This is a genomic window from Amycolatopsis sp. NBC_01286, from assembly GCF_035982555.1.
In the GTDB taxonomy this organism is placed as follows: Bacteria; Actinomycetota; Actinomycetes; order Mycobacteriales; family Pseudonocardiaceae; genus Amycolatopsis.
The window spans coordinates 3,987,211-4,006,309 of the sequence record NZ_CP108428.1; the positions used below are offsets into that span (position 1 = coordinate 3,987,211).

17 protein-coding genes are annotated in these 19,099 nt (G+C 71.5%); 9 read left to right on the top strand and 8 right to left on the bottom strand.

Annotated features, from left to right (window positions below):
- The first annotated feature begins 38 nt into the window (after positions 1-38).
- Genes OG570_RS19250 through OG570_RS19275 form a run of 6 tightly spaced genes read left to right on the top strand, consistent with a single transcriptional unit; the run spans position 39 to position 8,142 of the window.
- Positions 39-1,217, top strand: a complete 1,179-nt coding sequence (locus OG570_RS19250) for an NAD(P)/FAD-dependent oxidoreductase (protein WP_326958115.1) — start codon at positions 39-41, stop codon at positions 1,215-1,217.
- A 43-nt stretch (positions 1,218-1,260) separates the two neighbouring features.
- Positions 1,261-2,892 (top strand): thiamine pyrophosphate-binding protein, encoded by a 1,632-nt coding sequence (locus OG570_RS19255; protein WP_326944181.1) that lies wholly within the window; start codon positions 1,261-1,263, stop codon positions 2,890-2,892.
- Between the two features lie 10 nt (positions 2,893-2,902).
- Positions 2,903-4,930, top strand: coding sequence for a hydantoinase/oxoprolinase family protein (locus OG570_RS19260; protein ID WP_326958117.1), 2,028 nt, complete (start codon positions 2,903-2,905; stop codon positions 4,928-4,930).
- A 35-nt stretch (positions 4,931-4,965) separates the two neighbouring features.
- Positions 4,966-6,666 carry a hydantoinase B/oxoprolinase family protein gene (locus tag OG570_RS19265; RefSeq protein ID WP_326960086.1) on the top strand — a complete coding sequence of 567 codons (1,701 nt, stop codon included), beginning with the start codon at positions 4,966-4,968 and terminating at the stop codon, positions 6,664-6,666.
- Entirely contained in the window at positions 6,666-7,451 is a 786-nt protein-coding gene (locus OG570_RS19270) for an SDR family NAD(P)-dependent oxidoreductase (RefSeq protein WP_326958119.1), read from the top strand. The genes OG570_RS19265 and OG570_RS19270 overlap by 1 nt, the downstream gene beginning before the upstream one ends.
- A 10-nt stretch (positions 7,452-7,461) precedes the next feature.
- Positions 7,462-8,142: a GntR family transcriptional regulator gene (locus tag OG570_RS19275; RefSeq protein WP_326944177.1), complete on the top strand. Its 681-nt coding sequence runs from the start codon at positions 7,462-7,464 to the stop codon at positions 8,140-8,142.
- Here OG570_RS19275 and OG570_RS19280 read toward each other — a convergent pair.
- Complete coding sequence (locus OG570_RS19280) at positions 8,132-10,096, bottom strand: NPCBM/NEW2 domain-containing protein (RefSeq protein WP_442788281.1); 1,965 nt, start codon at positions 10,094-10,096, stop codon at positions 8,132-8,134. The two genes, OG570_RS19275 and OG570_RS19280, sit on opposite strands and share 11 nt — an antisense overlap.
- Positions 10,097-10,247: 151 nt before the next feature.
- Here OG570_RS19280 and OG570_RS19285 point away from each other — a divergent pair, with 151 nt between their 5' ends.
- Positions 10,248-11,438, top strand: a complete 1,191-nt coding sequence (locus OG570_RS19285) for a CaiB/BaiF CoA transferase family protein (protein WP_326958121.1) — start codon at positions 10,248-10,250, stop codon at positions 11,436-11,438.
- A 144-nt stretch (positions 11,439-11,582) separates the two neighbouring features.
- Positions 11,583-12,848: an aminotransferase family protein gene (locus tag OG570_RS19290; protein ID WP_326958123.1), complete on the top strand. Its 1,266-nt coding sequence runs from the start codon at positions 11,583-11,585 to the stop codon at positions 12,846-12,848.
- A gap of 191 nt (positions 12,849-13,039) precedes the next feature.
- Here the strand turns inward: OG570_RS19290 and OG570_RS19295 are convergent, their stop codons facing one another.
- The 6 genes from OG570_RS19295 to OG570_RS19320 all read right to left on the bottom strand — a co-directional run bounded on the left by OG570_RS19295 (position 13,040) and on the right by OG570_RS19320 (position 17,376).
- Positions 13,040-13,477 (bottom strand): VOC family protein, encoded by a 438-nt coding sequence (locus OG570_RS19295; protein WP_326944174.1) that lies wholly within the window; start codon positions 13,475-13,477, stop codon positions 13,040-13,042.
- Entirely contained in the window at positions 13,456-13,653 is a 198-nt protein-coding gene (locus OG570_RS19300; RefSeq protein ID WP_323323023.1) for a hypothetical protein, read from the bottom strand. Before OG570_RS19300 ends, OG570_RS19295 begins: the two co-directional genes overlap by 22 nt.
- Before the next feature lie 143 nt (positions 13,654-13,796).
- Positions 13,797-14,300, bottom strand: a complete 504-nt coding sequence (locus tag OG570_RS19305; RefSeq protein ID WP_326958125.1) for a GNAT family N-acetyltransferase — start codon at positions 14,298-14,300, stop codon at positions 13,797-13,799.
- A 43-nt stretch (positions 14,301-14,343) separates the two neighbouring features.
- The gene (locus OG570_RS19310; protein WP_326951649.1) at positions 14,344-15,129 is read right to left on the bottom strand and encodes an IclR family transcriptional regulator; all 786 of its coding nucleotides are present in this window, start codon (positions 15,127-15,129) and stop codon (positions 14,344-14,346) included.
- A 151-nt stretch (positions 15,130-15,280) separates the two neighbouring features.
- Positions 15,281-16,828 (bottom strand): PH domain-containing protein, encoded by a 1,548-nt coding sequence (locus tag OG570_RS19315; protein WP_326944172.1) that lies wholly within the window; start codon positions 16,826-16,828, stop codon positions 15,281-15,283.
- Positions 16,825-17,376, bottom strand: coding sequence for a PH domain-containing protein (locus OG570_RS19320; protein ID WP_442788282.1), 552 nt, complete (start codon positions 17,374-17,376; stop codon positions 16,825-16,827). The genes OG570_RS19315 and OG570_RS19320 overlap by 4 nt, the downstream gene beginning before the upstream one ends.
- Before the next feature lie 142 nt (positions 17,377-17,518).
- On the opposite strand from OG570_RS19320, the gene OG570_RS19325 reads away from it, so the two are divergent.
- A complete protein-coding gene (locus OG570_RS19325) occupies positions 17,519-18,439 on the top strand; it encodes a proteasome assembly chaperone family protein (protein ID WP_247057202.1) in 921 nt (306 codons plus the stop codon).
- On the opposite strand, the gene OG570_RS19330 is transcribed toward OG570_RS19325, so the two are convergent.
- A complete protein-coding gene (locus tag OG570_RS19330) occupies positions 18,436-19,041 on the bottom strand; it encodes an NAD(P)-dependent oxidoreductase (RefSeq protein ID WP_326958129.1) in 606 nt (201 codons plus the stop codon). The genes OG570_RS19325 and OG570_RS19330 overlap by 4 nt on opposite strands.
- Positions 19,042-19,099: the final 58 nt, after the last annotated feature.

The window sequence follows — 19,099 nt, forward strand, 5'->3', positions numbered from 1 at the left end:
CGGGTGCCACCGGTGGATCACGTTCTACATTGGCGAGTATGACCGTCCGCGGCGCCGGGGAAACGTCTCTGCCACAGTTCGCCGAAGTCGTCGTGATCGGCGGCGGGGTGATCGGGGTGAGCTGCGCGTTCCGGTTGGCCGAAGCCGGCGTCGACGTCCTGCTGCTGGAGCGCGACGGCCTGGGCGAGGGCTCGACGGCGAAGGCCGCGGGCGGCATCCGGTCGTCGTTCACCAAGCCTGTGAACGCCGAGCTCGGGCTGCGCGGGCTCGCGGAGTACAGCGCTTTCCGGGAGCGGTTCGGCGTCGAGATCGACTTCCGCCGCGACGGCTACCTCTACCTGATCACCGACCCGGCGGACGTGCCCGCAATCGGACATTGCGCGGAGCTGCAGCGCGCGCACGGCGTCCGGAGCTACCTGCTCGACCCCGCGGAAGTGCGGGACGTCCTCCCGCTGCTCGAGCCGGACGGCGTCGTCGCGGCGCTCTGGTCGCCGGACGACGCGAAGGCGACGCCGGACGCGGTCGTGCAGGGCTACGCGAGAGTTGCACGCGCGTGCGGCGCGCAGCTCCGGACCGGCGTCGAGGTCACCGGGATCGAACGGGACGGTGACGCTCTGACGGGCGTCCGCACGACGGCGGGGTTCGTGCGGACCGGCGCCGTCGTGTGCGCGGCGGGCGCGTGGTCGGGGCGGGTCGGCGAGCTGGCCGGGCTGGACCTGCCGGTGCGCCCGTTCCGGCGGCAGGTCGTCTTCACCGGTCCGGTGCCCGGATTGCCGGAGTCGGTGCCGCTGACCATCGAGCTGCCGTCGGCGTTCTACTTCCACCGCGAAGGTGCAGGCCTGGCGATGTCCTTTTGCGAGGACGACGGCTTCCCGGGCTTCGGCACCCGCTACGAGGCGGGCGAGTGGCTGCCGCGGCTGGCCGAGCTGGCCGGGCGCCGGATCCCCGCGGTGCTGGACGCCGGCATCCGCACGGCGTGGGCCGGGTTGTACGAGATGACGCCGGACCGCAACCAGATCATCGGGGAAAGCGTCCTTCTGTCGCGGTTCTTCTACGCGACCGGGTTCTCCGGCCACGGCTTCCAGATGGGCCCGGCCACCGGCGAGCTGGTCCGGGACCTCTACCTGGGGCGACCGACGGCGGTCGACGTCGCCGAGCTGGACGTCCGCCGGTTCGCGGCGGCCGGTACCGCACCGGCCGAGCACCACATCGTCTAGGGCCGATTGCCAGATCGTTCAACGATCTGGCAGTATCCGGGCCGTGGCTGTGAGTGGTGCGCGGGAGCTGGCGGACGCTTTGAAGGCGTTGGGCACGGAGATCGCCTTCGGCCTGCCGGGAGTGCACAACCTGCCGTTGTGGGAGGCGTTCGCCGAGGCCGGCATCAAGATCATCGGCGTCCGCCACGAGCAGACGGCCGGGTACGCCGCCGACGGGTACGCCCGCGCCACCGGGAAGCTCGGCGTCGCGCTGGTGACCACCGGGCCCGGCGCCGCCAACACGCTCGGCGCCGTCGGCGAGGCCATGGCTTCCGCCGCGCCGGTGCTGATCATCGCCACGGACATCCCCTCGACGCTGCGGCGGCCCGGCGTCGTCCGCGGCGTGCTGCACGAGACGTCGGACCAGCAGGCCATGTTCGCGCCGATCACCAAGGGCGGCTTCACCGTCCGCGCGGCCGACCAGATCGGCACCACCGTGCACCGCGCGGTCCGGCTCGCGCTGCAGCCGCAGAGCGGGCCGGTGTACTTCGGCGTGCCCACTGACTACCTGCGCGAGGCCGTGCCGCACCGGCGGTCGCCCGCGCCGCACCGCAAGCCCGACGGCGACGTCCCCGACCTCGCCCGGGCCGAAGCGCTGCTGTCCGACGCGCAGCGCCCGCTGATCTGGGCCGGCGGCGGCGCGCTGCGCTCGGGCGCGGGCGAGGCCATCGGCGCGCTCGCCGAAAAGCTGGCCGCGCCGGTGATCACCACCTTCGCCGCCCGCGGCCTGCTGCCGCTCGACCACCCGTGCCTGGCGCCGAACCCGGTGCACACGCCGGAGGTCGGCGAGCTGTGGGACGAGGCCGACGTCGTGCTCGCCATCGGCACCGACTTCGACGGCCTGATGACGCAGAACTGGCTGATGCCCCAGCCGCCCACGCTCATCGCGATCAACGTCGACGCCGACGACGCCGCCAAGAACTACCCGCCGGACCTGACGCTGGTCGGCGACGCGCGCGCGATCATCGAGCGGCTGCTGCCGAAGCAGCGCGACGGCCTCGACGACATCACGCTGCGGCTGGCCGGCATCGGCCGCCGGGTGCGCCAGCGGATCCGCGACGAGGAGCCGCAGGCCTACGACTTCCTGTCTACTTTGGACGAAGTGCTGCCGATGGACGCCGTGCTGGTGTCCGACATGTGCGTCGCCGGCTACTGGGTCGGCGGCTTCCACCGGGTGCGGGCGCCGCGCAAGCTCGCCTACCCGATGGGCTGGGGCACCCTCGGCTACGGCTTCCCCGCGTCGCTCGGCGCCGCCGCGGCGGGGGTCGGCCGCGCCATCTGCATCACCGGCGACGGCGGTTTCCTCTACGCCTGCGGTGATCTCGCGACGCTCGCGCAGGAACAGCTGCCGGTCACGGTCGTCCTGGTCGACGACGGCGGTTACGGCATGTTGCGTTACGACCAGGAGCAGGAAGGCGTGCCGCGTCGCGGGGTCGACTGGGACAGCCCGGACTTCGTCGGCCTGGCCCGCTCCTTCGGGGTGCACGCCGACCGCGTCTCCGGGTTCGGGCGCGCGTTCCGGCGGCTGCTCGGCGAGTTCGTCGAGTCGGACGAGCCGAACGTGCTGGTGGTGAAGGCCAAGCTGAAGCCGCCGCTGAACACGTCGCCGCGGTGGTACCGGAAGGCCGCCGGATGAAGGTCGGCAGATGAGGATCGGTGTCGACATCGGTGGCACGTTCACCGATCTCTGCGCGGTGGACGGCACCGGGATCGTCGCCGTCGGCAAGGTGCTGACCACGCACGACGAACCGGCCCGCGCGGTCGAGGAGGGCCTGGCCGCCCTCTTCGCCGACGCCGGGATCGCCGCGAGCGACGTCGAGCAGGTCGTGCACGGGACGACGCTGGTGACCAACGCGCTGATCGAGCGCAAGGGTTCGCGCACGGCGCTGCTCGCGACCGCCGGGTTCCGCGACGTCCTCGAAATGCGGCGCGAGCACCGGTACGAGCTGTACGACCTGCTCATCGAGCTGCCCGAGCCGCTGGTCCCGCGGCACCTGCGCTTCGACGTCCCGGAACGGATCCTCGCCGACGGGTCCGTCCACATCGGACTCGACGAGGTGTACGTGGAGAAGCTCGGCCGCGAGCTGGCCGCCCGGGGGATCGACGCCGTCGCGATCTGCTTCCTGCACGCGTTCACCAACCCGGTCCACGAGCGGCGCGCGGCCGAGGTCCTCGCCGACGTCGCGCCCGGCCTGCGGGTCGCGCTGTCGTCGGAGGTCGTGCCCGAGATCCGCGAGTTCGAGCGCGCGTCGACCACGGTCGCGAACGTCTACGTCCAGGACCTCACCGAACGGTACCTGCGCGATCTCGAACGCCGCCTGCGTCGGCTCGGCGTCGCCGGCGCACCGCACATCATGCTGTCCAACGGCGGTCTGGCCACTGTGGACACCGCGGCCCGGTACCCGATCCGGATCCTCGAGTCCGGCCCGGCCGGCGGTGCGATCGCCGCCGCGTCGATCGGCCTGGCGGACCTGCTGGCTTTCGACATGGGCGGCACGACGGCGAAACTCTGCCTGATCGCCGACGGCGCGCCGCTGGTGACGCACCAGTTCGAAGTGGACCGGAAGTACCGGCTGCTGCCCGGATCCGGCCTGCCCGTGCAGGTGCCGGTCATCGACATGATCGAGATCGGCGTCGGCGGCGGGTCGATCGCCCGGATCGACGCGCTGGGGCTGCTGACCGTCGGCCCCGATTCGGCCGGGTCCGAACCCGGCCCGGCCTGCTACGCCCGCGGCGGCACCGAACCCACGGTCACCGACGCCGACCTGGTGCTCGGCTACCTCGACCCGGATTACTTCCTGGGCGGCGGGATGACGCTCGACGCGTCGGCTGCGCGTGAAGCGATAGGCCGCATTGCCGAAAAGCTGGGCGTCAGCGTCGAAGAAGCCGCATGGGGCATTCACACCAGCGTCAACGAGGACATGGCGAACGCCGCGCGCGTGCACGCCGTCGAACGCGGGCAGGATCCCGCGAAGCTGCCGATGTACACCTTCGGCGGCGCGGGCCCGGTGCACGGCGTCGGGGTCGCCCGCGCGCTCGGGGCGCCGTCGATCGTCGCGCCGCCGGCCGCGGGGGTGCTCAGCGCGGCCGGGTTCCTGACCGCGCCGCTGGCGTTCGACTTCGTCCGGTCGGCCCGCGCGGCCGTGCTCGACCTGTCGTGGGACCAGGTCGACGCGCTGTTCGCCGAGATGGAGGCCGAGGGCGCGGCGCTGCTCGCGAAGTCCGGTGTGGACGGTGTGACGCACCGGCGGATCGCCGAAATGCGGTATGCCGGACAGGGGTACGAAATCCGCGTGCCGGTCCACGGCGGCAGCTGGCCCGACACCCTGATCGACGAGTTCACGCGCACCTACCGCGCGCTCTACCGGCGCTCCGGGCCCGACGTCGGCGTCGAGGTGCTGAACTGGCGGGTCGTCTCCAGCGGTCCGGCCCCGGACGTCAGCCTCCGGCTGGCCGGCTCGACGTCGCCGGGTGAGGCACGCAAAGGCACTCGTAAGGCCTACTTCCCGGTGAGTGGATTTGTCGACACGGACGTGTTCGACCGGTACCGGCTCGAACCCGGTGTCCGGGTCGACGGACCGGCCATTGTGGAGGAACGCGAGTCCACTGTGGTCGTCCCACCAGGCGCGCACTGCGTCGTTCGCGAGGACGCCGCGCTGGAGGTGACGGCGTGAGCCCCGCCGACGCACTCCCTCCCGCGGAGGCGGCGATGGGCACCGACCCGATCCTGGTCGGACTGTTCGCCAACCGGCTGCACTCGATCCTCGCCGAACAGCAGAACGCGCTGGTCAACACGGCCTTCTCTGCCGTCGTCCGTGAATCGCTCGACCTGGCGTGCGCGGTGTTCGACTCCCGCGGCGAGATGATCGGCCAGTCCGTCGGCGGCACGCCCGGGCACATCAACGCGATGGCCACCGGCATGCACCACTTCGTCGCCGCGTACCCGCCGGAGCAGCTCGAACCCGGCGATGTCCTGCTCACCAACGACCCGTGGCAGACCGCCGGGCAGATCAACGACATCACCGTCGCGACGCCGGTGTTCCGGGCCGGCCGGCTGGTCGCGTGGTTCGCGTCGTGCTGCCACGCGCCCGACATCGGCGGCCGGCTGGTGTCGGCCGAGGCGCACGAGGTCTTCGAGGAGGGCCTGCGGCTGCCGATCCTCAAGTTCCTGCGCGCAGGTGAGGTCAACACCGACCTGGAACGGCTGATCCGCGTCAACGTCCGCACGCCCGAGGAAACCATCGGCGACCTGTACGCGCAGGTCACCGGCAACGAGGTCGGGGCCGCGAGCCTGGTCCGGCTGCTGGACGAGTTCGGGCTCGGCACCCTCGACGACGTCGCCGCCGAGATCATGAACCGCTCCGAGAAAGCCCTGCGGGACGCGCTGCGGGAGCTGCCGGACGGGACCTACACCAACGAGATCGTCACCGACGGCTTCGACGACGAAGAGATCGTCCTGCGCGTTGCGGCCACTGTGGACGGTGACGAGATCCACCTCGACTTCGCGGGCTCGTCGCCGCAGAGCCGGCGCGGGATCAACGTCGTGCTGAACTACACCCGGGCGTACGCGTCGTTCGCGGTCAAGGCGGCGATCGCGCCGGAGGTGCCGCACAACGCCGGCTCGTTCCGGCCGGTGCACGTGACCGCGCCCGAGGGTTCGGTGCTGAACTGCCTGCCGCCGGCGCCGGTCGCGTCGCGGCACCTGATCGGGCACTTCCTGCCGTCGCTGCTGATCGGCGCGCTGCCCGGCGCGGCGATCGCGCCGAGCGCGGACGCGCTGTGGATGACCATCTGGCGCGGCCCCGGGTTCATGCTCAACGTCTTCCAGACCGGCGGCATGGGCGCGCGGGCGGCCAAGGACGGCCTGAACACCACCGGCTTCCCGAGCGGGCTGCGCTCGACGCCGACCGAGGTCATCGAGACCATGGCGCCGCTCGTGCAATGCTCCCGGGAACTGCGGGTGGACTCCGGCGGTGCGGGACGCCGGCGCGGTGGCCTCGGACAGGTGACCACGATGGTGGCACGCGACGTGGATTCGTGGAGCGTCAACGGGAACGTCGACCGCGTGCGCGCGGCGGCGTCCGGTGTGGACGGTGGCGGCGCGGGCTCACCCGGACGGTTCGGCTTGCGCGGCGGAGCCGACCTGCCGGCGAAGAGCCGCGTTACCCTCGCCGCGGAGTCCGTTGTGGACGTCACGCTCCCCGGCGGTGGCGGTTACGGGCCGCCGCGCGAACGGCCGGTGGCGGCGGTGCTCATGGACGTCGTCGAGGGGTACGTCTCGGCGGAAGCGGCGCGCGAGGTGTACGGCGTCGAAGTGCGGTACCTCGGGAACGCGGACACACTCGTCCGGCTGCCCGAGGACTACGTGGTGGACGAAGAGCAGACAGCACGACTGAGAGCGGGTAAGTGATGGGTCGGTTGGCCGGCAAGGTGGCGGTCGTCTTCGGCGGCGCGCGGGGTATCGGCCTCGCCTCGGTGAAGGAGTTCCTCGCCGAGGGCGCGACGGTGTTCGCGTCGGACATCCGCGAGCCCGCCGAGCCGCCGGCGGGTTATCGGCACTCCATAGTGGACGCGACCGACGAGGACCAGGTCGGCGCGTTCGTCGACGGCGTCATCGCCGAGACCGGCCGGATCGACGTGCTGTTCAACAACGTCGGCATCCACCTCGGCAAGCCGCTCGTCGACACGACGCTGGCCGACTTCGACCACATCTTCGCGCTCAACGTGCGCGCGGCGTTCCTCGGCACCCGCGCCGTGCTGCCGCACATGCTCGAGCGCAAGGCGGGCAGCATCGTCACGACGTCGTCGAACGGCGGCGTGATGGGCCGCCCGGGCGACCCGGTGTACAACGCCACCAAGCACGCGCTGGTCGGGCTGACCAAGTCGATCGCCGTCGCCCACGCGCACCAGGGCATCCGCGCCAACACGGTGAACCCGGGCGCGATCGACACCGACATGCTGCGCGGCACGCTCGCGTCGGCGGAGGAGTTCGAAGCCATGCAGCACCAGCTCGTCGCGAGCACCCCGGCGGCCCGCGTCGGCGAGGCGTGGGAGGTCGCGAAGGCCGTGGTGTTCCTGGCCAGCGACGAGTCGCGGTTCGTCAACGGCGTCGTGCTGCCGATCGACGGTGCGAAGGCCGCGGGGGCGATGCCGGGGAACCGGTACAGCCTCGACTTCGAACTCGGCGTCAGGTAGCGGAGTTTCGATGTCCACTGTGGACGCCTCGGGGCTGGAGCACGAGCGGCACCTGCTCGCGCGCAGCGGCACGGCCGAGCGGGTCGCCGCGATCCTGCGCCAGTACATCACGGACGGCGTTTTCGCCCCCGGTGAACGGCTTTCCGAGCCGGTGATCAGCTCGGCGCTGGGCGTCTCGCGCAACACGCTGCGCGAGTCGTTCCAGCTGCTGGCCCACGAACGGCTGGCCGTGCACGAGCTGAACCGCGGGGTGTTCGTGCGCGAACTGACCACAGAGGACATCGAAGACCTCTACGTCGTACGCCGGGCCACCGAATGCGGTGCCCTGCGTCGCGCGGCCGAAAGATCCACTGTGGACCTGACGGCGGCCGAGGGCGCGTTGCGGAGCGGCCGCGCGGCCGCGGCGGCCGAGGACTGGCCGGCGGTCGGTACCGCGAGCATCCACTTCCACCAGGCGCTGGCCGACCTCGCCGGCAGCGAGCGGATCTCCGCCACGATGCGCCAGGTGCTCGCCGAGACCCGGTTGTTCTTCGTGCTCAACGAGAACACCCGCGAGTTCTACGAGCCGTTCCTCGACTGCCACGAGCAGATCCTGGAAGACCTGCGGTGCGGCCGGTTCGACGTCGCGGAGGCCGCGTTGGACCGTTACCTCCGCGACGCCGAAGCCTGGCTCATCGACCTCAGCAGGTGACCGTGGCGTTCGCCCAGTCGACGTGGTCGTTGGTGTTGCCGTCGCCGCCGTCGTTGACCGACAGCTCCAGCACCTGAACGCCGGAGAGCTGCGCGGTCAGCGGCTGAGCCTTGTCTCCGGGGTGCATGACGCCGGTGGCGGCCAGCTCTTTGCCGTCACCGAGGAGGCGGAACCCGGCGCTGCCACCGGAATTCTCGTCGTCCAAGCCGACCAGCGTGCTGACCGACGTGCAGCCGGCGCCGACGTAGATCCGGACGCTCGACGGCGCGTGGGCGCCGATCCCGTCGTCGTAGCCGGTGCCGGCGATGGTGATCTTGTGGCCGTCGCCCGCTTGGGCCTCGCCGTTGCTCGTGCCGCGCTCGACCGGGCCCCAGCCGTTGTCCGACGACATCCACGGCGCCTTCGACAACGCCGTCGTCCCCGCCGCCGGTCGCGAGACGAGCGGTGACGTGCCTTCCGACGTCAGGTCGCGCTTGCCCCACAGGGTCAGGTAGCTCGCCTTCGCGGTGAGCGTGACGTGGTCGCCGGTGGGAGCGACGGGCTTGAAGGTGACCGCCTTCTGCCAGCTCTTGCCCGGCAGGACGACCGGCACCGTGAACGATCCGGGCCCGTCCAGCTTCCAGCCCGCGGGCGCCGTGACGCTGGTGCGGACGTCCGCGATCGGCGTGCTGCCGTCGTTGGTCACCTTCAGCGTCGTGGTCAGCGGCCGGTCGGCGGGCACGTAGTCCGGGCTCGGCAGCGCCAGCGTCGTCAGCGGCGCGGCCGCCGGGTGAGTGGCGGGCCAGACGCGGAACACGGCCGAGCCGTGGGAGGGGACGGCGGCCCGGAGAGTGCCGGCGGTCTCGGTTTCGGTGCCGCTCCAGAGGTCGCGGACGCGGTAGCCGCGCGCCTTGAGGCCGAGGTCCTTCGCCGTCGTGCTCATCGCCGCCGTCGCGGAACCGCGGTTGAACAGCACGACCGCGGCCGAGCCGTCGGACATCGGCTTGGCCCAGACTTCGGTGGCGCCGTCGTCGCGGATCTTGTGGCCCTGGGTGCCCGCCCAGTCCTGGTCGAGCGCGATGACGTCCTTGTTCTCCAGGATCTTCTTGTTCGCGGGCGACATCGCGGGCAGGTCGTTCCCGGCCAGCAGCGGTGCGTTCAGCAACGCCCAGAGCGAGAAGTGCGAGCGGTACTCGGCGTCGGTCATGCCGCCGTTGCCGACCTCGAGCATGTCCGGGTCGTTCCAGCCGCCGGGACCGGCGTACTTCTCCAGGCCGGCCTGCTGGTCGAGGATGCCGGTCATGCTGCCCCAGTTGTCGCTGATGTCGCCGGTGGTGCGCCACAGCTGCGCGCCGGCGTCGCGGCCCCAGGTCCACGGGTCGTTTTCGCCCCATTCGCAGAGCGCGTAGACCATCGGGTGACCGGTCTTCTTGATCGCGTCGCCCATCTTCGTGTAGCGCTCGATCGCGTCGCGGCCCTCGTTGTTGCAGTTGTCGTACTTGAGGTAGTCGACGCCCCAGTCGGCGAACGACTGCGCGTCCGCGTCCTCGTGGTCAAGGGCACCGGGCATGGTCTTCTGGCAGGTCAGCGTGCCGGCGCTGGTGTAGATGCCGAGCTTGAGGCCGAGCCCGTGGACGTAGTCGGCGAGCGCCTTGATGCCGTGCGGGAACTTCTCGTGGTTCGGCTCGAGCTTGCCGTCGGCCGTGCGGTTCTGTTCGGCCCAGCAGTCGTCGATGTTGACGTACTGGTAGCCCGCGTCCTTCATGCCGGACGACACGAGCGCGTCGGCGGCGCCGCGGATCAGGTCCTCGTTGATGGCGCAGCCGAACTTGTTCCAGCTGTTCCAGCCCATCGGCGGGCGGTCGCCGACGCGCTGGGCGGCGAAGTACTGGGGCTCCGCGGCCGCGGCTTGGGTGACCGTGACCAGCGTGGCGCAGACGGCCAGCGCGGCCGCCATTCCAACAAGACGACGCATCGTTCCCTCCCGGAGTGCGCAACTCTGCACAGACTCGCTCAACAATCAACACGATGGGAGTGATCGCCGTCTAGGTCCGTTGGTAGGAAATCCCTTCCCCGGGTGCGCGAGGTACAAAGGGGCGGACGCCGAGCCCGACGAGGAGCCGTTGATGCCCCCTGCCCCTGACGGATTCCGGCCGCTGGACGGGATCAAGGTCGTCGACCTCTCCCGCATCCTCGCCGGGCCGTACTGCACGCAGCACCTCGGCGAGATGGGCGCCGACGTGGTGAAGGTCGAGCCGCCGGGTCACGGCGACGACACCCGCGGCTGGGGCCCGCCGTTCGTCGGCGACGAGGCCGTCTACTACCTCGCGGCGAACCGGAACAAGCGCGGGATCGTCCTCGACCTCAAGAGCGACCGCGGGCGGGACGCGCTGCGCCGGCTGGTCGCCGACGCCGACGTGCTCGTCGAGAACTTCCGCCCGGGGACGCTGGAGAAGTGGGGGATCGGCTACGCCGCGTTGTCGGCGGTGAACCCGCGGCTGATCCACGTGTCGATCACCGGGTTCGGGCAGACCGGGCCCTACCGCGACCGCGCGGGTTACGACCTGGTCGCGCAGGCCCTCGGCGGCGTCATGTCGCTGACCGGCGAACCCGGCGGCGCGCCGGCGAAGGTCGGGCTGCCGGTGGCCGACCTCAACGCCGGGACGTGGGCGATCATCGGGGTGCTGATGGCGCTGCAGGCCCGTCACACCACCGGCCGCGGCCAGTACCTCGACGTGTCCCTTTTGGACAGTCAGCTGGCCTGGCACATCTACGCGGCGGGCGCGGTGTTCTACGACGCGCCACGCCCGCGCCGGATGGGCTCGGCGCACCCGAGCATCGTCCCGTACCAGGCGTACCCCGTGTCCGACGGCTGGCTGATCATCGCGGTGGGCAGCGAAAAGCTGTGGCACGCGTTCTGCGGTGTGCTCGGCTTGGACATCGCCGCGGACCCGCGGTTCTCGTCGAACGCCGCGCGCGCGGCGCACCGGGATCCGCTGAACGCGCTGCTGGAACCGGTGCTCCTGACCCGCGCGGCGGCGGACTGGCTGAAGGCGTTCGACGCGGCGGGCATCCCGGCGGCCCCGATCAACGAGCTCGACGACGTCTACGCGGACCCCTGGACGGCCGCGCGCGACCAGGTGGTGCGGCTGCCGCACCCGACGGTGGGCACGTACGTGGGCAACGGGTTCCCGGTGAAGGCGTCGGACACCCCCGCGCGGCCGACGTCCGCGCCGCCGACGTTGGGACAGCACACCGCGGAGGTACTGGCGGAGCTGGGCTATTCGGAGGCGGAGATCGCGGAGTTCCTGGAGTGAGGGGTCAGCCCGTGCCGGGCGGCGTCGTTGTCACAGGTTGTGGTGCCGTTCCGGCCACGTCCGGCCACCGAACTGTGCACTACGGAGTGTTCGCGTCGATTGCTTCGCCCTGGTAAGGATGGGGGCGGGACCTGAGGAGGACCGATGTCAGCACAACCGAAACACGCCCTCTGGCACCCGTTTGCCGATATGGGGGCCGTCGACGGGGATCGGATGGTCATCACCCGCGGCGAGGGCTCTTACGTCTGGGATGACGCCGGGCGGCGGTACTTCGATGCCACCGCGTCGCTCTGGTACGCCAACTTCGGGCACGGGCGGCCGGAGATCACCGAGGCCGTCGGCAAGCAGCTGCGGGCGCTCGACTCGTACAACCTGTTCGGCTACAACGCGAACGAGCCGGCGATCGAGCTGGCCGACCGCGTCGCCGAGCTGGCGCCGGCCCCCGGCTCGAAGGTGTTCTTCGGCTCGGGCGGCGGGGACGTCATCGACACCGCTGTGAAGCTCGCGCGCGCCTACTTCGCGCAGACCGGGCGGCCGGAGAAGGTGCACGTCATCGGCCGGACGCAGGGCTACCACGGCACGCACGGGTTCGGCACGGCCGTCGGCGGCATCCCGGCCAACGCGGCCGGCGTCGGCCCGCAGCCGCCGGAGTTCTCGCACGTCCCGTTCGACGACGCCGCCGCGCTCGAGGCCGAGATCCAGCGGGTGGGCGCGTCGCGGGTGGCGGCCTTCTTCTGCGAGCCGGTGATCGGCGCGGGCGGCGTGCTGCTGCCGCCGGAGGGGTACATCGAGGCCGTCGCGGAGATCTGCCGCCGCCACGACGTGCTGTTCGTCGCGGACTGCGTCATCGCCGCGTGGGGCCGGCTCGGCACGTGGTTCGGCATCGACCGGTGGTCGGTGCAACCCGACATGATCACGACGGCGAAGGGCATCACCGGCGGGACCATCCCGCTCGGCGCGCTGATCGTGGCGCCGCGCGTGGCGGAACCGTTCTTCACCGGCGAGCCGGGCGCCCCGATCTTCCGCCACGGCGCGACGTACGCCGGACACCCCGTCGCCTGCGCGGCCGGCCTGGCCACGCTGGACATCTACGAGCGCGACGGCCTGATCCCGCGCGGCCGCGAACTCGAGAAGCCACTCGCCGACGCCGTGTCGGGTGTCAGCGACCACCCGCTGGTGAAGGAGGTCCGCGCCGGGCTGGGCTTCCTCGCCGCGGTGGAGCTGACGGGCGACGTCATGGACGCCGACCCGGGCGCCCCGGTCAAGCTGCAGCGCGCGTGCCGGGACGAGGGCGTGATCGTGCGCAACCTCGGCCGCGGGATCGCCGTGTCACCGCCGCTGATCGCGGCGGAACCGGAGCTGGACCTGCTGGCCACGGCGCTGCCGAAGGCCCTGGACCGCCTGCGCTGACGCTGTTGAGCGGCGCATCCAAGGTCTCCGACACCCTGGATGCGCCCGCTCACGGTCGTGCGGGCCTGCCGCGCCGGCCCGCTGCTCATGATCGTGCGGGCTTGCCGTTGACCCTTGGCGAGCCGCAGTGGCCTGTCGCTCGTGATCGCGCGGGCGGGCCGGTCATGATCGCGGGCTGGCCAGGCCGCCGCTCAGGACACGCAGAACTCGTTGCCCTCCGGGTCTGCCACCGTCACCCAGCTGTGTGGTCCCTGCTGTCCGCGGTGCAGGAACTTCGCGCCCCGCGTGGTCAGCTTCTCCACCGTCGCGTCGACGTTGGCCGCGCCTACCCAGACGTCCAGGTGGAGCCGGTTCTTCACGGTCTTGGGTTCCGGGACCAGCTGGAACAGCACCCGCTTCGGCGGGCCTTCGGGCGGGGAATCCGGGTGCCGGATGGCGGCACCCGTCTTCCACACCAGCGCCCCGTTGTGCGTCTTCGTCTCCGCGTCGCTCGCGTAACCCTTCGCGATCATCTCGCGGATGAAGTCCTCATCGGTCGGTTCCACGGCCCAGCCGAGCGTCTCGGCCCACCAGTCGGCGAGCACGTGCGGGTCGGCTGAGTCGACGGTCACCTGGAAGTCATACGCCATACCGGCACGTTAACGACCGAGTCCGACATTTTCCGGAGCGCGAGGTCTTCGGGCACCACCGTGAACCGCCACTTGTCGACGCCTCCGCCCATGATCTCGGCGTAGCGGCGGGCGCCGTCCGCGTTCGCGAAACGCACTTGCTGGCCGTTCGTCAGGTGGGTGATCTTGACCGCCACGCTGCCTCCTCAGAACTCCCCGAAAAGATTGGGCCGGCCCGCGGAGCTTCCCCCTCCGGGACCGGCCCGCACAGTAGAACACATGTTCGACTGGTCGCGCCAGTGGATCCCCCAGGTAGGGGAGAAAAGGGCATTTGCGCAGGTCAGAGCGGACGGATCATCGCGGCGCGCGGCCAGGTGTCCAGGCCGCGGGCGGCTTCGGAGCGGCGGATGTCACGCAGCCCGTCGCCGATTTCGGCGTCCTCGACGATCCGGAACCGCAGCCGTTCGTAGTAGGGCGCGTTCCACGGCACCTCGGTGAACGTCGTGAGCGTGAGCGCCGGCAGACCGCGCTCGGCCGCCCATTCGGCGAGCGTCTCGATCAGCGCGCTGCCCAGGCCGCGCCGCGCGTGGCTGGGCCGGACCGAGACCTGCTCGATGTGCGCGCGTCCGTCGACGACTTCCGCGATGAGGTAGGCGACCGGGCGGTCGTCGGCGTCGACGCTCACCCAGGCGCGGCCGTCGGCCTGGTAGACCGACAGCTCCGCGACCGAGCCCGGGTCGTCGTCGGCGATCGCGGCCATGTCGAGGTCGCGGAAGAGCCGCCCGGCCTCGCGTTCGACGTCGATCAGGGCGGGCAGGTCGTCGGGGCGCGCGAGCCGGATCACCCGCGCATTCCTACTCGCGCGCCGGCTCCGGCGCGCGGCATTTTTACAGCGAGTACGACGAAATCGTCCGCTGGATGCGGTCGGCGTAGCCCCGCAACGCCGTGATCGCGTCGTCGCGGGCGCCTTCGGAGATCCGGGCGGCGGGACCGGCCACGGTCAGCACGGTCGGCCGCCTGCCCATCGTCGGCACCGGGACCGAACAAGCCCAGACGCCTTCGTCGATTTCCCCGGAGCTGACCGAGAACCTGTTCTCCTGCGCGAACTTCAGCTCGTCGCGCACGCCGGTGCCGTACTGGTCGATGATCGGCGGCAGCCGTCGGTCGCGTTCGATCTCCGGCAGCAGCGCGAGCAGCATCTTGCCGGACGCGCCGAGCCCGAGCGGCACCGAATGCCCGGGCTCGAAGGTGAACCGCATGGCGCGGTCGCACTCGACGCGGTCCGCGCACACGGCGGCGTCACCGAACTGCTGGAACAGCATCACGGTCTCGCCGAGTTCGCGAGCCGCTTCCTCCATGGCCGGCTTCGCCAGCCGGACGAGGTCGTTCGCCAGCTGCGCGGCCCGCGCGAGCGGCATCACCTGACTGGTCAGGTGGTAGTGCCCGGCAGTGCCCTCTTCGAGCAACTGCAACTCCTTGAGTAGGGCGACGTAGCGGTAGGTCGTCGCGACCGGGGTGCCGATCGTGGCGGCGAGCTCGGCCACACTGGCCTCCCACCGGCGCTCGGAGAACGCGAGCAGCAGCTGCAGGACCTTCCGGGAACTGCTGGCCCCGGGGGTACGGCGGGGGGAAGTGGTGGCGGAACCGTCGACGGCACTGACGGCAGGCGTCATCATGACCTCTCGGTGAGACAAAAACGACCTTCGCTATCACACGGGGTGAATAAATTAGCACGTTGCGTGAAACGAAAGCCAGCATTTCCGAATCCCGGTCAGATTCCCACTTGCGCTCGCCGAAGTGATTTTTGTTGTAGCACAACGGTGTTCAACGACGCTCCAGGAACGGCGTCAGCAGCCCCGGAAGTGCCTCGTCGGCCAGTGTCAGCCCGTCCGTCTCCCCGACGTCCAGCACTTTGTAGTGGCCCTTGCCCGCGGCGACCGGGGCGATCACCGTGACCAAGCCCGCGCGGCGCTGGAAGAACGAACGCTCGACGACGACGCCCGTCATGCCGTCGCACCGGACCACCGCCGTGCCGCGGTCCAGTGAGCCCGACCGCGTCACCAGGTAGCGGCCCGTCAGCGCGTGGCCCAGGCCGCGGTAGCGGTCCCAGCCCACCAACGCCGCGAACGGGAGCAGCACCACGGCCACCTGCCACGGCCAGTCCGGCCAGCCGGCGAGCCACGCCAGGGCGTAGAGCGCCGCTCCCAGCAGGAGCACGCCGATCACCGCGCGGGTCAGCCTGCGGTAGAGCGCCCGGCGGGGGTGCCGCACCAACGGCGTCGCCGCGGGGTCTTCACCGAGGACCGCCGCGACGACCTCGTGGACGCGGGCGACCGGCGCGGGGGGCAGCAGGAGGCCGCCGCTCTTGTCCGCGCCCTTGCCCTCGCGCAGGCCGCCCGCGATGGCGACGCAGCGGGCGCCACCCGCCAGGCGCAGCGGCAGCGGCTCGCGGACCTCGACGCCGCGCAGCCGGTCCTCCTCGATCGACACCGACCGCGTCGTGATCAGGCCGCGCCGGATGTGCAGCGTGCCGGCGGGCTCGCGGGTGAGCCGGAAGTTCCAGAACGACAGGATGTAGCCGCCGACCGACAGCACCGACACGAGCAGCAGCAGCCCGACGGCGGCGAGCACCACGCTCACCCACGCCGGGGTGTCGGCGAAGTGCCCGACGACCGTCCGGACCAGCGAGAACTGGACCGGGTCGAAGTGCAGTTCGTGCGCGAAGTGGTAGACGGTGCCGACGGCCGCGCCCACCACCGCCAGCCCGGACAGCGTGAACGGCGCGTACCGCAGCCACCGCTTGTCGACGGCGGCGACGAGTTGCTCCGTCGGCGCGGCGGGCTCGGCTTCCGTCGAAGACGGAGCGGCCACGGCCTTCCGGTGCAGCAGCAGCGTCCGCAGCCGCTGGGCCTCGGCGACCGTGACGGCGTCGAGCACCAGCTCGTCCTTGTTCGGCCCCTTGCCGTGGTTGTGCCGTCCGGTGCCGATCCGCGCCGCGGCCAGCGAGAACAGCCGGTGCTTGGGCTCGGAGGTGACGTCGACCGTGCGGATCCGGTCGCGCGGGATGGCCCGCTGCTTGCGCAGCAGCAGCCCGGTGTGCCACTCGACCTGCGACTCGGTGATCCGGTAACGCGACGTCAGGACGTGCGAGACGCCGGTGAAGACGGCGATGGCGGTGAAGGCCAGGCCGATCCACTGCCACGGCTCGCCGTGCCCGAACAGCAGCGCGCCCAGCAGCACCGGCAGGGACTTCACCAGGTCCAGCACCGGCCGGATGAGCAGCATGCGCCGGTCGAGGTGGTGCCACGGCGCGTCCTGCGTGCCCTCGGCGGGCCGGACCACGGCCGTCTCGGTGTCGGCGCTGCTGCTCATGTCGCGTCCCCCCGGATCGCCTGGGTCGTCTTCGTCAGCTCGTCGGCCAGCTCCAGCGCGCGGTCGTGCCGCAGGCCCGAGATGCGCAGCGGGCCGGCCGCGGACGCCGTCGTCACCGTGAGCTTCGCCAGCCCGAAGAGCTGCTCGAACGGGTCGCGCTCGATGTCGACGGTCTGGATCCGCGAGATCGGCGCGATCCGCCACTGCTGCTTCAGCCAGCCCGCCTGCGTGTAGACGGCCTCCCCGGTGACCTCCCAGCGGTGCACGCGGTAGCGCCACTGCGGCATCACGATCAGGTGCAGCGGACCGAGCACGCACGAGATCACCAGCGTCACGCTGAGGAACGCGGGCGCGTCGTCGCTGGTCGCCACGATGAGCGTCTGCACCCCGATCAGCACGATCCAGAGGATCGCGGCGGTCGTCGTCCAGTAGCCGATGGCCCGGCGGCTGACCCGGTGTGCCGGCGGCCGCAGCCGCAGGGCCGTACTCGTGGTGTGTTCGCTCACCGCTTCAGCGTGCCCGATCGGTGGCTTGCGCGCCCACGACAAGTGTCACGATGCCGATCCGGTCCGGCCTCGATCGCATGGCGTTACGATCCCCGGCACAGCCGGTGGAATGGAATCCCCGTCGGGGTGTGTTGTGCTTGAAGGATTCGCATACGTGTCGGCGAACAGTGAGCAGGAGGATCCGGTGGGATTCGATCCCGACGACCTGTACGAGGTGGACTCGGACGTCCCCGACCTGACCGGGGCGGTGTTGCTGCACCACTTCGAGGGGTTCATGGACGCGGGTTCGGCGGGTCGTCTGCTGGCCGAGCACCTGCTGAGCGGGGAGCACCGGGTGGTCGCGCGCTTCGACGTCGACCGCCTCATCGACTACCGCTCGCGGCGCCCGACGATGACCTACGCGGTGGACCACTGGGAGGACTACGACGCGCCGGAACTGGTCGTCCACCTGCTGCACGACGCCGACGAGACGCCGTTCCTGCTGCTGGCGGGCCCGGAGCCGGACCACGACTGGGAGCGGTTCTGCGCCGCGGTCCGGAACCTGGTCGAGCGCTGGGGCGTCCGGCTGACCGCCGGCTTCCACGGCATCCCGATGGGCGCGCCGCACACCCGCCCGCTCGGCGTCACCGCGCACGCCACCCGTCAGGACCTGGTCGGCGAGCACCAGCCGCTGCCCAACCGGCTGCAGGTGCCGGGCAGCGCCGCCGCGCTGCTGGAGTACCGCTTCGGCGAGTGGGGACACGACGCGGTCGGTTTCGCCGCGCACGTGCCCCACTACCTCGCCCAGCTGGCTTACCCGACCGCGTCGCTCAACCTGCTCGACGCGCTGGGCCGCGCGACCGGGCTGAACCTGACCGTCGGCGAGCTGCGCGGGGCCGCGGACCTCGCCGCCGCCGAGATCGAACGGCAGATCGCCGCGTCCGACGAGAACGCCGGCGACGTCGTCCGCGCGCTGGAGCGGCAGTACGACGCGTTCGTCGAGGCGTCCGAGAAGGGCAGCCTGCTCGCCGAGTCCGTCGAGCACATGCCGACCGCCGAGGAGCTCGGGACGCAGTTCGAGCGGTTCCTCGCCGAGCAGAACGGCGGCGAGACCCCGGAGCGTTAGGCCACGGCCAGCAGCACCCGCGAGTGCTTCGGCGTCGTCGCCTCGTCGACCAGCGCGAGCGCGAAGTCCGCGTAGGCGAACGTCTCCGCGGGGATGAGCGTCGTGACGGCCGTGCGGTAGGAGCCCGTGCCGTCGCCTTCACCCAGCACGACCGGTGGCGGCGCGACGACCAGCCAGTCCAGGCCGCTCTCGCGCAGCACCGCCAGCTCGGCCGCGTGCCCCAGCGAGAACGCGCGGTGCTCGGCCGGGAAGTCCGGCGCGTCGTGCACCGCGACGCCGGGCGCCGTCTCGAGCGTCGTCCCGATCCCGGCGACGACCAGGCGGCTCACCCCGGCCCGTTTCAGGCCGTCCACCAGCGCGCGGGCGGCGGCCGGGAAGAACTCGCCCGACGCGACCCCGGTGGCGTAGGCGACGCTGATGACCGCGTCGTGCCCGGCCACCACCTCCGCGACGCTGTCCGCGTCGGTGACGTCGGCCGCGACCCCCTCGTGGCGACTCGGGTCGCGCACCGCCGCGGTGACCTGGTGGCCTCTCGCTGTCGCCTCGGCGACGACACGCTGCCCGGCCCGGCCGCCGGCGCCGAACACGATGATCCTGCTCATGGAATCCCCTTCCGTCGCCGGTGAAACTAGGCTCGGGGGTGCCGGTTACCGCAACGAA